Annotated in this window: 16 protein-coding genes; 2 read left to right on the top strand and 14 right to left on the bottom strand. The window is 65.9% G+C overall.

Annotated features, from left to right (window positions below; translation table 11 throughout):
* Positions 1-75 precede the first annotated feature (75 nt).
* Positions 76-873: an aldo/keto reductase gene (locus AC1MLZ_RS14780; RefSeq protein ID WP_480959133.1), complete on the bottom strand. Its 798-nt coding sequence runs from the start codon at positions 871-873 to the stop codon at positions 76-78.
* A gap of 80 nt (positions 874-953) precedes the next feature.
* Between AC1MLZ_RS14780 and AC1MLZ_RS14775 the strand changes: the two genes are divergently transcribed.
* Positions 954-1586, top strand: a complete 633-nt coding sequence (locus AC1MLZ_RS14775) for a DedA family protein (protein WP_480959132.1) — start codon at positions 954-956, stop codon at positions 1584-1586.
* Here AC1MLZ_RS14775 and AC1MLZ_RS14770 read toward each other — a convergent pair.
* The 12 genes from AC1MLZ_RS14770 to AC1MLZ_RS14715 all read right to left on the bottom strand — a co-directional run bounded on the left by AC1MLZ_RS14770 (position 1583) and on the right by AC1MLZ_RS14715 (position 10601).
* Positions 1583-2284, bottom strand: coding sequence for a DJ-1/PfpI family protein (locus AC1MLZ_RS14770; protein WP_480959131.1), 702 nt, complete (start codon positions 2282-2284; stop codon positions 1583-1585). The two genes, AC1MLZ_RS14775 and AC1MLZ_RS14770, sit on opposite strands and share 4 nt — an antisense overlap.
* A gap of 527 nt (positions 2285-2811) precedes the next feature.
* On the bottom strand, positions 2812-3327 hold the full coding sequence (locus AC1MLZ_RS14765) for a hypothetical protein (protein ID WP_480959130.1): 516 nt from the start codon (positions 3325-3327) through the stop codon (positions 2812-2814).
* Positions 3328-3370: 43 nt separating this feature from the next.
* Complete coding sequence (locus tag AC1MLZ_RS14760) at positions 3371-3907, bottom strand: demethoxyubiquinone hydroxylase family protein (protein WP_480959129.1); 537 nt, start codon at positions 3905-3907, stop codon at positions 3371-3373.
* Positions 3904-4386, bottom strand: a complete 483-nt coding sequence (locus tag AC1MLZ_RS14755) for a disulfide bond formation protein B (RefSeq protein ID WP_120299750.1) — start codon at positions 4384-4386, stop codon at positions 3904-3906. Before AC1MLZ_RS14755 ends, AC1MLZ_RS14760 begins: the two co-directional genes overlap by 4 nt.
* A 20-nt stretch (positions 4387-4406) precedes the next feature.
* Entirely contained in the window at positions 4407-5777 is a 1371-nt protein-coding gene (locus AC1MLZ_RS14750) for a S41 family peptidase (RefSeq protein WP_480959128.1), read from the bottom strand.
* A gap of 328 nt (positions 5778-6105) precedes the next feature.
* Positions 6106-7278: a murein hydrolase activator EnvC family protein gene (locus AC1MLZ_RS14745; RefSeq protein WP_480959127.1), complete on the bottom strand. Its 1173-nt coding sequence runs from the start codon at positions 7276-7278 to the stop codon at positions 6106-6108.
* 3 nt (positions 7279-7281) lie between these two features.
* Complete coding sequence (locus AC1MLZ_RS14740; RefSeq protein ID WP_480959126.1) at positions 7282-7704, bottom strand: 23S rRNA (pseudouridine(1915)-N(3))-methyltransferase RlmH; 423 nt, start codon at positions 7702-7704, stop codon at positions 7282-7284.
* Positions 7705-7722: 18 nt separating this feature from the next.
* Positions 7723-8130 carry a ribosome silencing factor gene (gene rsfS / locus AC1MLZ_RS14735; protein WP_332799233.1) on the bottom strand — a complete coding sequence of 136 codons (408 nt, stop codon included), beginning with the start codon at positions 8128-8130 and terminating at the stop codon, positions 7723-7725.
* 21 nt (positions 8131-8151) lie between these two features.
* Positions 8152-8775, bottom strand: a complete 624-nt coding sequence (locus AC1MLZ_RS14730; RefSeq protein ID WP_480959125.1) for a nicotinate-nucleotide adenylyltransferase — start codon at positions 8773-8775, stop codon at positions 8152-8154.
* Positions 8772-9056: a type II toxin-antitoxin system RelE/ParE family toxin gene (locus AC1MLZ_RS14725; RefSeq protein WP_480959124.1), complete on the bottom strand. Its 285-nt coding sequence runs from the start codon at positions 9054-9056 to the stop codon at positions 8772-8774. Before AC1MLZ_RS14725 ends, AC1MLZ_RS14730 begins: the two co-directional genes overlap by 4 nt.
* Positions 9053-9307: a hypothetical protein gene (locus AC1MLZ_RS14720; RefSeq protein WP_480959123.1), complete on the bottom strand. Its 255-nt coding sequence runs from the start codon at positions 9305-9307 to the stop codon at positions 9053-9055. Before AC1MLZ_RS14720 ends, AC1MLZ_RS14725 begins: the two co-directional genes overlap by 4 nt.
* Before the next feature lie 31 nt (positions 9308-9338).
* Complete coding sequence (locus AC1MLZ_RS14715) at positions 9339-10601, bottom strand: glutamate-5-semialdehyde dehydrogenase (RefSeq protein WP_480959122.1); 1263 nt, start codon at positions 10599-10601, stop codon at positions 9339-9341.
* A gap of 78 nt (positions 10602-10679) precedes the next feature.
* Here AC1MLZ_RS14715 and AC1MLZ_RS14710 point away from each other — a divergent pair, with 78 nt between their 5' ends.
* Positions 10680-11786 carry a DUF3667 domain-containing protein gene (locus AC1MLZ_RS14710; protein WP_480959121.1) on the top strand — a complete coding sequence of 369 codons (1107 nt, stop codon included), beginning with the start codon at positions 10680-10682 and terminating at the stop codon, positions 11784-11786.
* Between the two features lie 471 nt (positions 11787-12257).
* Here AC1MLZ_RS14710 and AC1MLZ_RS14705 read toward each other — a convergent pair whose 3' ends face one another.
* Positions 12258-12635, bottom strand: coding sequence for a hypothetical protein (locus tag AC1MLZ_RS14705; RefSeq protein WP_480959120.1), 378 nt, complete (start codon positions 12633-12635; stop codon positions 12258-12260).
* Positions 12636-12686: the final 51 nt, after the last annotated feature.

Raw genomic sequence — 12686 nt, 5'->3', positions numbered from 1 at the left:
CCGCTATCCCCTGTAACCCTGGATCCTGACTTTCGTCAGGATGACGGAGGAGGTTGGAGTCGCCTCCCCACCCCGTTACATGCTGTTCGGCTCCGGTCCCAAACGACCCGCCGGATCGTCGAGCGCTTCGATCGCGGCCATGTCCTCGTCATCCAGCGTCAGGTCCAGCGCCGAGAAATTGTCCGCGAGATGTTCTGCATCGGACGCTTTCGGGATCACCGAAAAGCCGTTCGCCAGGTGCCAGGCCAGGACGACCTGCGCCGGACTCCGCCCATGCTTGTCCGCAATCCAAACGATGGCCTCGTCCTGCAACAGAGTCTTGCCCTGTCCCAACGGGCTCCAGCTCTGCGTCACGATGCCGAGCGCCTCGTGATACTTCCGCTGCTCGCGCTGCTGGAAATTCGGGTGAAGCTCGATCTGGTTGACCGCAGGCGTCACGCCGGTCGCCGCGACGATCGCGTCGATATGCTCGGGCAGGAAGTTCGACACGCCGATCGACTTGGCCTTTCCAGATTCGCGCAACGCGATCATCGCCTTCCACGCGTCGACGAATTTACCTTCGCTCGGCACTGGCCAATGCATAAGGTACAAATCGACGGATTCGACACCCAGTAGCGCAAGACTCTCGTCCATCGCCGCTTCGGCGTCGCCCTGCCGGTCGTTCCAAAGCTTCGTCGTCAGGAACGCATCCGAACCCTTATAGCCATCACCCACGCCGCGTTCATTGTCATAGATCGCGGCCGTATCGACCAGCCGGAAGCCGATATCGAGCCCGGAGCGGACGATCGCCGCAACCTGGCTATCGGGAATCTGCCACGTGCCCATGCCGAGCTGGGGCATCGTGCGTCCGTCGTTGAGTGTAAGATCTGTCATGTGGCAACCAGCGCACGACTCGCCGCGCGGTTCCGAATGTCTCTTCCCTTCGTCGCCCGGTTCGCGCAATCGACCGTTCCATGTTCGAAAAGATCCTGGCCGTCCTGGCCACCTTCACGATCGGCGTCATCTCGTCCGGTGGCTATGTCGGCATCGCCCTGCTCATGGCGATCGAAAGCGCATGCATTCCGCTGCCGTCCGAGATCATCATGCCGTTCGCCGGCTACCTGGTCTCGACCGGGCGGTTCGATCTGTATCTGGCCGCAACCGCAGGCGCGATCGGGTGCAATCTCGGCTCGATCGTCGCGTACGAGGTCGGCAAGCGCGGCGGCCGACCGATGGCCGAGCGCTGGGGCCGGTTCGTCCTGATCGGGCCGGGCGAGCTCGATGCAGCCGACCGGTTCTTCGCGCGCTGGGGCTCGATGGCGGTGCTGATCGGCCGCCTGCTGCCGGTGATCCGCTCGTTCATCGCCTTCCCCGCCGGCGTCGCGCGGATGAAGCTGGTGCCGTTCCACGTCTACACCTTCCTCGGATCATGGCCTTGGTGCTTCGGGCTGGCGTGGCTCGGCATGAAGCTCGGCGACAAATGGGATAGCGATCCGCGCGTGAAGGCCGCATTCCATAGCGCCGACCTGCTGATCGGCATCGTCCTGATCGCGCTCGTCGCCTTCTACATCTGGCACCGGGTGCGCGGGCTGAAGCGTCACCCTTAAGTGTCCCGGGCGTAACCGCGGCTCTTCGCCAGCGCGCGAAGGTCGTCGTCGCGCGTAGGGACGAGCGACTGCACGCGGCGCTGATACGCCGCGACGATCTCCGGGCCAGCGCTCGTGGGTGAGCCGCTATCGAACGGTGGCGCTGGATCATATTCCAGGCTTAGCTGGACAGCCTTCGCGTGTGCCTCGCCACGGATCATCGCGGTCAGCGTCAGGGCGAAGTCGATCCCTGCGGTGACACCGCCGCCGGTCACGCGGTTACGATCGACCACGGTTCGCGCGTTGACCGGGATTGCGTTAAAGAGCGTCAGCATGTCGCGCTGCGCCCAGTGGCACCCGGCGCGGTAGCCATCGAGCAATCCCGCCGCGCCCAGGATCAGCGAGCCGGTGCAGACGCTCGTCACCCAAGTCGCTTCGGCGCCTACTGCCTGGACCCACGCTATCGCTTCATCGTCGGCGATCACGCCGTTGATGCCGAAACCGCCGGGCACGCAGAGGATGTCCGCGCGCGGCACGTCGGCAAACGTCGCGGTCGGCAGGATCGAGAAGCCAGCATCGGTCGGCACCGGATCGAGCGTCTTCCACACCAGATCGAGCCGCGCGTTGCCCAGCCGCGACAGGACCTGCGCGGGGCCGGTCAGATCAAGCTGGGTCACGTTGGGGAACAGCAGGAAGGCGATGCGCAAAGGTTGGGTCATGCCGGTGTTCCTAGCGAGGGGAAATCGCGGAGAGTGTGGTTCGTGTTCGTCCAGATTTCCGGGAATACCCGGCCAATCCCGTACCGGCCAAGGGCAGCGCGCGAGTGAAGTATAGGAAGTATAGACGCTCGCGCAGCATTTTTCCCGACCGACGGCGCGCGGTGGCAGACGGTAGGAAGGATCGCGCCTGGGAGGCTGCCGACGTCATCCGTGCATCATGTCACGCCCTCGTAGGACAGCGCGCGCCAGAGAGACGGGCCCGTCAGGCAAACAGCCGGGTGCCGAGCATGCACTGAGCGGAAAGGTGAAGACGCCAGCGATCCGCGGCGCGCCCGTGACCACGCAACGAAAAACGCTGTGGTGGCATGCGAGATTGTGGGTGCGGGCCGACCACCAGATGATCGGGACGGCACCCTTCCTGGAAGGGTGGGGCTTTTGCTACCTGTGTTGTCGCTCGGGGGCGCCGACCCACCCCCTGCCCCTCCCTTTTAGGAAGGGGAAAGAAGGGGCGCCATCCCTTGAGAGCGTCAGGGAAGAACCGGCACTTCCGCTGCGCGCGTCTTGTTCTCCAGGCGGGATTCGCGAACGCGCTGGCCGAAGCAACCGGTTGCACCACCCGCACCGACGGCCGAGCAACTGCCGATCGTGTTGACGCCGGACCCTGCGTCCATCGTGCCCTGCGCCTTGGTCGCCCAGCTTGCATTCTCAGGCGTTACGACGAATTCGCGGAGTTCCTTCGGCACGCGGTATTGCTCCTGCGCGCTGCGGCGGACGCAGATGACGATCTCCTCGCCGTTCTGGTTGGTCGGGCAGCGTTCGTTGCCGAACAAGGTGAGCACGCCGTTGATCGGCGCGCTGCGCGAGACTTCCCCGGGAACGGAGATCGTCTTCGCCTTGCCTGAAGCGCCGGGCAAGGCGGGGGCCAGCGTCGGCGCCTTGGCGGGCAACTGCGCCAGCGTGGGCGGTGCAGGGCGCGCAGGCTGAGCCGTCTGCGCCACCGCGGGCCCGGCGACGATCAACGCCGCCGCAAAAAGCATCTTCATACGCACCACTCCCACAATCCGTATTCTCATTACCGGCCGTATCTCAGATCCGCTTGGCGGTAGCGATGGCGACCTTGCAGCCAAGCCGGATCGCAGCGCTCAACACGGGATAGCCCGGCGTTTCCTCCGCGCCCGCTGCAATAGCGGTAGCCTTGTGCTCGACTTCCTCAGCCTGGAAATCGAGGATCGCTGCCGATAGCTCGGGATCGCTGGCGCCAAGCTGAACGATCTGTTCCTCATAGTGCTTGTCGATCTCCGTCTCCACCGCCGCGGTGCACGCCATCGCTGCACGCGGGCTGATCGCCGCAGTCACGGCGCCGAGTGCAAAGCCGGCGACTTTCCAGATCGGCTGCAACACCGTCGGGCGGACGCGGCGCTCGACGATCATCCGGTCGAAGAACGCGCGGTGGCGTTCCTCCTGCTGCGCCATGTGATGGATCGAGCGCGCGGCAGGGTGGCGGTCGCCTAGCACGGCCAACTGGCCCGCATAGATGCGGATCGCACCGTATTCACCGGCCTGATCGACCCGGATCATGGAGTCCGTCGCCCGCTTGGCGTCGCCTGGTTTCCAGCCGCTCATCTCGTCTTCCTCATAAGTGCGAATATGGTGAACGCGCCGACGAGGGAAAAGATGGCGTTGAAGCCGGCAAGCGAAATGCCGAGCAGTTTCCACTGCGGCGAATCGCATCGTACCATCGGCGCGTTCATGATCGCGGCGAGACGCTCCGCCGCGGTCGTGCCAGCCATCGAGACGGTCGTGGTGCAGGCGGTGAAGCCGTTCCACCAATGATATTCGACACCGGCATGCGCGACGCCGATCAGGCCACTGAGCCCGATCAGCAGCCCGGCGATGATGACCAGCGACGCTCGCAACGATCGGCCGGGGACGAAGAACGTCGCGCCCGCGATCAGCACCGCGGAATAATGCGGCCATCGCTGCCAATGGCACATCTCGCACGGGTACAGCCCGCCGAGATATTGCGAACCGAGCGCGCCGAGCAGCAGGAACGCCGGCAGCAGGAGCGCGATGGCGCGCGCGATTTCTTCGTTCTTGGTCATGCCAAGGCCGCGACGCACGCTCACTTGGTGGGCGCCTTGGTTGCGTCGACGGTCGCCGTCGGATCAGGCTTGATCGGGCGCGGCTTGGTGGCGGCGGCAACCTGCACAGGGCCGCCGAGACGCGCGACGGTCTTCAGCGCGTAATAGAGCTGGAAGTCGTCGATACCCTGCTTCTTTAGCTGATCGGGGGTCTGCGAGAAGCGGGGATCCGTCTTGGTATCCTCCTCGAGCACCGCGTTGTCAGCCTTCACCTCGTTGATCAGGTGTTTCCGAAGATCCGCCTCGCGGAACACGGGGCGCGACTTGTAGTCGGGGTCGGTAAGCTGCGGCACCTTGATGTCGGGCTCGATCCCGCCCTCCTGCACCGACCGGCCGGATGGCGTGAAATAGCGCGCCGTGGTCAGGCGGAGCGCGGTCTCGGGACCGAGCTGGAGCACGGTCTGGACTGAGCCCTTGCCGAAGCTGCGCTCGCCCATGATCAGCGCGCGGTGGTGATCCTGCAATGCGCCGGCGACGATCTCGGACGCGGAGGCGGTGCCGGGATCGGTCAGGACGACGACCGGCAAGCCGTGCGCGTCGTCGCCGGGCTTCGCATAATAACGCTCGATGTCGGTCTTCTCGCGGCCGCGCTGCGAGACGATCTCGCCGTGGTCGAGGAACGCGTCGCTGACTTCGATCGCCTGCGTCAGGAGGCCGCCGCCGTTTTCGCGGAGGTCGACAACATAGCCGAGCGGACGGTGGCCGAGCGACTTGTCGATCGCCATGATCGCCGCGCGCGTGTCGGCGCCGGTGTTCTCGCTGAAGGTGTTGATGTTGATGTAGCCGACGTCGCCGCGGACTTCCCACTTCACCGGCTTCTGGACGATGATCTCGCGCATCATCGTCACGTCGAGCGGCTTGTCGCGGCCGGGCCGGACGAGGCCTAGCGTGATCTTGCTGCCGGGCTTGCCGCGCATCTTGCCGACCGCCTCGTCGAGCGAATCGCCGTAGATCAGCTTGCCGTCGATGTGGGTGATATAATCGCCGGATTTGACGCCTGCGCGGGCGGCGGGGGAATCTTCCTGCGGGGAGACGACCTTGATCGCGCCGTCCTCCATCTGCACGGTCAGACCGAGGCCGCCGTAATTGCCCTCGGTCATGATCCGGAGGTTCTCGTAGTCGAGCGCATCGACATACGAGCTGTGCGGATCGAGGCTGGCGAGCATGCCCTGGATCGCACCCTTGATCAGCGTCTTGTCATCGACCTTGTCGACATACTCCGCCTTGACGCGGTTGAAGACGTCGAGGAACTGGTCGAACTCGCGGTACGTGTCGGTGTCGACCGCCGCCATCGCAGAGGTGGCGAGCGGGATCAGCGTTAACGCGCCGACGATCGCTGTCGCGGTAAGCATAGGAGCACGAATAGGACGGGGCATCGATGGTCCTGCAACCTGAGAAGTGACGTGTCATACAGTCGTGACGGCGTAGCGTAATGACGTGGTGGCGGCAACGCGCGCGCGGAGTGAAGACTGATGAGGGTTAATGGGGGCTGACCGGGGGTCGTTTTGGCGCGGCACGTACCTGTTATGCTCCGTCATGCCGGGTCGTTCCGGCATCCGCGGTTCCGCACACTCGATAGAATTGGGATCGCGGAACGGTGGCCCCCGGAACCAGTCCGGGGTGACAGGGTGGTTTTGGCGAATTTCGACCACGAAGTCAGGCGTTGACCGGCTCAGCCGATCAGCGCGGCCCTATCAGTGACGCCGCATCGACCGGCCGGCCCCGGCGTCGGAGTTCGACGGTGATGCGCGGATCTTCGCTGGGGACGGTGCCAATGGTCGCGCCCATCGCGACGCGGTCGCCGGGTTTTGCCGTGGTTGCGGCGAGGCCGGTGACGAGGCTGGTCCAGCCATCGGCGTGGTCGATGATGACGATGACGCCATAATCGCGGAAACGCCGCGCGTAGCGGACCACGCCCCCCGCGGGTGCGACGACGCGCGCGCGGAGGGCGGTTGCGAAGGTCAGGCCGCGCGATCGGACGCCGGCGTCGGAGACTTCGTCGAAACCGGTGACGAGCTTGCCCGCTACCGGCATGCGATACACGCCGCGCGGGGGCGCCGGGGGTATCGTGCCAGGCGCGATCGGGCGCGGGATCGGACCAGCGAGTGCGATCAGGATTGCCGCGGCCGCCTTGGCATTGGTCGTGGCTGCCATCCCGTCGACGAGGTCGCGCGCACGTTCGCCGAGCGCCAGAGCGCGATCGGACTCGCCGAGCGCACCGCGGCCGAGCGTCTGACTGCGCTGGCGATGGCGGGCTTCGAGGTTGGCCAGCGCGATGCGGTCGTTCTCCAGCCGCGCGCGGCCGTCTGCCAATGCCTTGGCAGCAAGCGTGGCGCTGGCTTGCAGGCGGCGGGTTTCGACCAGTTCGGTGCGGACTGCCTCGGTGCGCTGGCGCACGACGGGAAGCGCGCTGCCCAGCACCGCGCGGACATGGACGAGGTCGTCGACCGACCCCGGCTGCGCGACCGCGACGATCGTCGGGCGGCGGGCGAGCGATTCCAACGCCGCGAGGAGCCGGGCGACGGGGGCTTGCGCCCGGCCAAGCTTGGCGCGCTGATCGGTCAGCAGCCGCTCGACGAGTGTCACGCGGGCACTCGCAGTGGCTAGATTCGCTTCGGCAGCGGTGACGCGGGCGGCCAACGCCTGCTCCTCGCGCCGCGCCTTGTCGGCGGCGTTGCGTTCTTGAGTGGCGGCTGCGGCGAGCTTGGCGGCAAGGGCGGTGGCGATCGCGGCATCGCGTTTTGCCGCAACCAGGCGTTGCTGTTCGGTCGCCAATTCCGGCGCGTCAGTCTGTGCCGTTACGCCCGCCGTCGCGAACAGCGCCGCGATCGCGAGAACGCCCCCTATTCTCATGCATCACCCTTCGCGGTGATAGGGGTGGTTGGCAAGGATGCTGGTCGCGCGGAAGAGTTGCTCGGCCAGCATCGCGCGTGCCAGCAGATGCGGCCACGTCGCGCGGCCGAACGAGAAGAGCAGGTCCGCCTCGTCGCGCGCTGCGTTGTCGAAACCGTCGGCAGCCCCGATCATGAACCGCGCCTCGCGCACGCCGTCGTCTCGCCACCGTTCGAGCTTGTGGGCAAAGGCGGTCGAGGACAGCGTCTCGCCCTTCTCGTCGAGCAGGATGCGTTTGGTCTGCTCGCCGACCACCGGGATCTTGCCGCCGGTGTCGGGGAGTTCGCTGACCTTGGTCGGCCAGACGATCCGCTTCAGATAGCGATCGACGAGGTCGGCTTCAGGTGAACGCCCGATCCGTCCGCGGGCGACGATGTGCAGCAGCATCGCCGCCTCTGGGCCGTATCAGTCTTCGTCGGTGTAGGTCGGCACCGGCGGCGGCGTCGGTGCGTCGCCGAACGCCCACATCCGCTCAAGGTTGTAGAAGCTGCGGACTTCGGGACGGAACAGGTGGACGATGACGTCGGTCGCATCGATCAGCACCCAGTCGGCCGTGGGAAGCCCCTCGATCTTCACCGGGCGCTTGAACTCGGCCTTGATCCGCTCGGCCAGCTTCTGCGCCATCGAGGCGACCTGGCGGGTCGAACGACCGCTGGCGATCACCATGTAGTCGGCGATGCTGGTCTTGCCCGCGAGCGGGATCGAGATGGTCTCGACCGCCTGGTCGTCGTCGAGCGACGCGAGGATCAGGCGATGCAGCGCCTCAACCTCTTCGGGGTCGGTCGCGCGAGGGGCAGTAGGGGAAGTGGCCAAGTCAGCTCCTGGGTAAGGTTATCAATCCGGCAACCTGCCGGAACGGTCGGGCGGCCCAGCAACGTGCTGGAACCAGTCGGGATTTTTGGCACGCAGGCCGGTTGCGGAGGTCGGGTCGGGTCGGAAGCGCAACAGCACAAGGGCCGGCAATCTCCACGTCGTCCAGCTCTTCGCATGGTCTGTGCGCCGTTGGAAGCGCCGCAGCCAACCCATCGCGGGGGCCGCGAGGGCGCGCCCGTCATATCCCGGACGCGCGATTACCGCAATCGGAACCTCGCGGGCGATTGCGCGCCAGTTTTTCCAGCGGTGGAAGTCCGCAAGATTGTCCGCCCCCATCAACCAGATGAAGCGGATTTTCGGGTAGCGCCGCTTGAGTTTCCGGATCGTGTCGAGCGTGTAGCGGGTGTTAAGCCGCGCTTCGATATCAGTCGCGCGGATCGGCGCGCGACGGGCCATGTTTTGCGCGGAGGCGAGGCGCGCGGGGAGCGGCGCCATGTCGTTGGCGGCGTCCTTGAGCGGATTGCCAGGGGATACCAGCCACCACGCCTCGTCGAGCGCGAGCGCATCGATCGCAGCCAACGTTATGCCGCGGTGGCCGCGGTGCGCAGGATTGAACGACCCGCCGAGGATGCCGACGTGGGTCATAAATCTCGGGGAGCATCACGTCGCGCGTGCATCACGCGAACGATATCGATGCCGCCGGGAAAGGGACGATAGAGGATGAAATATTCCGTTCCGCGAATAGACCATTTTCGGATGTCGCCCCCGAAGGTCGGCCCGAGATAAGGATTGCCGGCCAATAGCCGAGCAGCACCGATCGCGCTTGCGCCGACCCTACGCGCGAAGTCCGGCGAATAGCCTTGAAAATAGCGGTCTATATCACCCAGGTCCGCGAGCGCCGAGGCGGACCAGATCGCACGTCTCACTCGGCCGCTATGTCGCGGTGACGCGCCTCGAACCACGCTTCGACCTGTTCCTGCGTATAAGAACGGCCAGCATCGATATCGTCGATGCCCTCCTGCACGAACGCTGCAAGCTCGATATCCATTCGCGTCGCAGTCTCGACGACCGATTTCACATACGCATCGACCGTCATATCACGCCACGCGGCGGCAGCCTTCAGCGATGCTAGCGACTCCGCGTCGAGATCCAGGGTCAGCGAAGCACGCTCTGTCATGCGGCGAGGATATGCCTCTGCCAGCGCATTATCAACCGCGCACCTGGCCGGTACCGCGGCCGATCCATTTGTAGGTGGTGAGGCCTTCGAGCGCGACCGGACCGCGGGCGTGGAGGCGGCCGGTGGCGATGCCGATCTCCGCGCCGAGGCCGAACTCGCCGCCGTCGGCGAACTGGGTGGAGGCGTTCCAGAGGACGATCGCGCTGTCGACCGCGTTCAAGAAGCGCTCCGCCACGGCCGCATCCTCGGCGACGATCGCGTCGGTATGGTGAGAGCCGTGGCGGGCGATGTGCGCGACCGCGGCGTCCAGTCCGTCAACGATGGCGACCGAAGCGATCGCGTCGAGATATTCCGTGTCCCAGTCGGTGCCGGACGCGGCCGCGATCTCGGGAACGAGCGCGCACGCACTTGCGTCGCCGCGGACCTCACACCCCGCCGCGGCCAGACCGCGGATCAAGGCGGGAGCCTCTGCGTAATCCCGGTCGATCAGCAGCGTTTCCATCGAGCCACACACACCCGTGCGGCGCATCTTTGCATCGACGACGACCGCCGCTGCCATCGCAGGATCGGCCGAGGCATCGACATAGACGTGGTTGATGCCGTCGAGATGCGCGAGCACCGGCACACGCGCCTCGGCCTGGACACGCGCGACGAGGCTTTTGCCGCCGCGGGGGATGATGAGGTCGATCACCCCGTCGGCCTTCAGCATCGCGCCGACTGCCGCGCGGTCGGTCGTGGGTACGAGTTGGACCGCATCGACGGGCACGCCGCCCGCTCTCAGGCCCTCGACGAGCGCCGCATGGATAGTGCGGTTGCTGTTTACCGCCTCGGACCCACCGCGAAGAATCGCGGCGTTGCCAGCCATTACGCAAAGCACCGCAGCGTCCGCCGTGACGTTGGGCCGGCTTTCGTAGATGATGCCAATGACGCCGATCGGCACGCGGACGCGCGAGAGCTTCAGGCCGTTCGGCCGCTCGCTGGCATCGATCACCTGCCCAACCGGATCCGCCAGCGTGGCGACTGCCGCCACCCCGTCGGCCATTGCCGCGACCCGCGCCTCGTCCAATCGCAACCGATCGAGCAGCGCGCCCGACAGCCCCGACGCAGTCGCGCGCGTCATGTCCTCCGCATTCGCCGCAACGATTTCCGCAGATGTCGCCCGGATCGCCTCTGCCGCCAACACCAGCGCCGCGGCCTTGCGCTCGGACGGCATCGCCGCCAGCACCAGCGCGGCAGAGCGCGCGCGGCGGCCCATTTCAGCGATCATTTCAGTCGGATTTTCTGCATCGGCCATGGCCCGCGCGGTAGCATGCGAAGCCCCTCGCGCCAACGCCGCGAACTCGTTACGCTCCCGATATTACAGGGGGGTAGCATGACCGGGGATATTGGGGCAGCGGCGGACAGCGCCACGGATGTCCTTGTCGGACGCGCGATCGAACCAGGGGCGGGAGATGCCAAAGGTGCGCATACGGGCCCCGGTCCGGGCGATGCGCTCTGCCTGAATTGCGGGACGCGATTGCTAGGCGAACACTGCCACGCCTGCGGGCAATCTGCGCACGTTCACCGGTCGCTGGGCGGGATCGGGCATGAGATCGCGCACGGCGTTTTCCATTTCGAAGGCAAGATCTGGCGGACGTTGCCGCTGTTGATCCTGCATCCGGGCACGCTCACGCGCCGCTACGTCAATGGCGAGCGGGCGCGGTTCGTGTCTCCGCTCGCGCTGTTCCTGTTCACCGTCTTCCTGATGTTCGCGACGATCGGCGCGGTCGGCGGCGAACTCGCGGATGCGATCGTGAACGACGAACGGCCGGGTGCAACGTCCGACTATGCCCATGAAGCCAGCAAGGCGCGCGCGGCGCTTGCCACGATCAACGAGCAAAGGGCCGCCGCGACAAGCGATAGAGCGTATTCCGGGCCACCGATCGCCGAACTCGACCAACGCGCGGCGGCGCTGCGCACGACGATCCGCGCGCTCGGCGTCGCGACGGATATGAAGCGCGGCGGCAGTCACGGACCGGCCGTCGACCTGGGAGACTTCAAGACCGGCTGGGAGCGGCTCGACCACGGCATCGCCAAGGCCAATGAAAATCCCGGCCTGATGATCTACAAGCTGCAGACCAGCGCGTATAAATACAGCTGGGGCCTGATCCCGTTATCGGTGCCGTTCCTGGCGCTGCTCTTCCTGTGGCGCCGCAAGCATCATCTGTACGACCACGCGATCTTCGTAACCTACTCGCTTGCGTTCATGATGCTGCTGACGATCGCGCTGATCGTCGGACACCTGATAGGCGTGCCCGACGCGACGCTCAGGCTGGCCGCGGTGGTGATCCCGCCGGTGCACATGTTCGCGCAGCTTCGCGGGGCGTATTCGCTGCGGAAGCGATCGGCGGCGTGGCGCACGGTGGCGCTGCTGACGTTCGCGTTTACGGTGCTGCTGGCGTTTATCGTGCTGCTGTTGCTGCACGGGTTGACGGATTAGGTCGGGAGCTGGGGCGGGGCTGAAGCTTGTCGTTCCGTCATTTGAGCAAATTCCTCATTTTGACGGATCCGCTATCCAAGCGCATTCATTATCCCAGCGAAAATCGGGACCTCTCCAATTGCGTCATCCCAGCGAAAGCTGGGATCACATGGTGCGGGTCGCGTCGCCAGCCAGCTGGGATACCCCAGCCTCCGCTGGGGTGACGGGCTTGGGGCGGGTGACCGAATTCATCATTCCCGCGGAAACTGGCGCCCTCCCCCTCGCCGTCATCCCAGCGAAAGCTGGGATCTCATGGCGCGGGTCGCATCGCCAGCCAACTGGGATACCCCAGCTTCCGATGGGGTGACGGGCTTGGGGCGGGTAACGACTTGGAGAGGCATCCTGGTTGGGTGAAGGAGTGGGCCGAAGTGGCGGACCGCGCGTGCGGTGAGACCTGAGCCCCCTCCGCTTAGCCCGCTTACATGTGCCCTCTCAGCGGCAGGGGTACAGATTCGCCAATACCCGGGCGTAGCCGTCCTTGAGGGGGCGTTGCCGGTAGCTGGCAGGGAGTTCGTTGAGACCATCGAGCATGTCCATGATGCCGACCGATTCGCCCTCGGGAACGCACGCGATCGGTGGCTTGCCGGCGGCCACGCGGGCGGCGCGTTCGGCTTCCAGCTGATTGGTTGCGGCTTTTGCCTCGGCCTTCAGCGCGGGGAAATCTGGCGACATCAGCGCCATCGGGCCCTGGTCGCGCAACGCGTTGGCGCGGGCGAGGAAGGTGCCGACCGTCATCGCGGCGCTCGCCGGCATCGCCAGACCAACGATCGTTAGCGCGGCGATCAGTGCCTTTGAGCGAACATACGACATGGGCGGCCTTTCCGAGAAAAGACCGCCCATAGAGCTACTTAAGTGACTGCC

It is taken from the genome of Sphingomonas sp. PEI4, from assembly GCF_056679955.1.
This window is presented reverse-complemented; position numbering and strand designations above follow the sequence as displayed.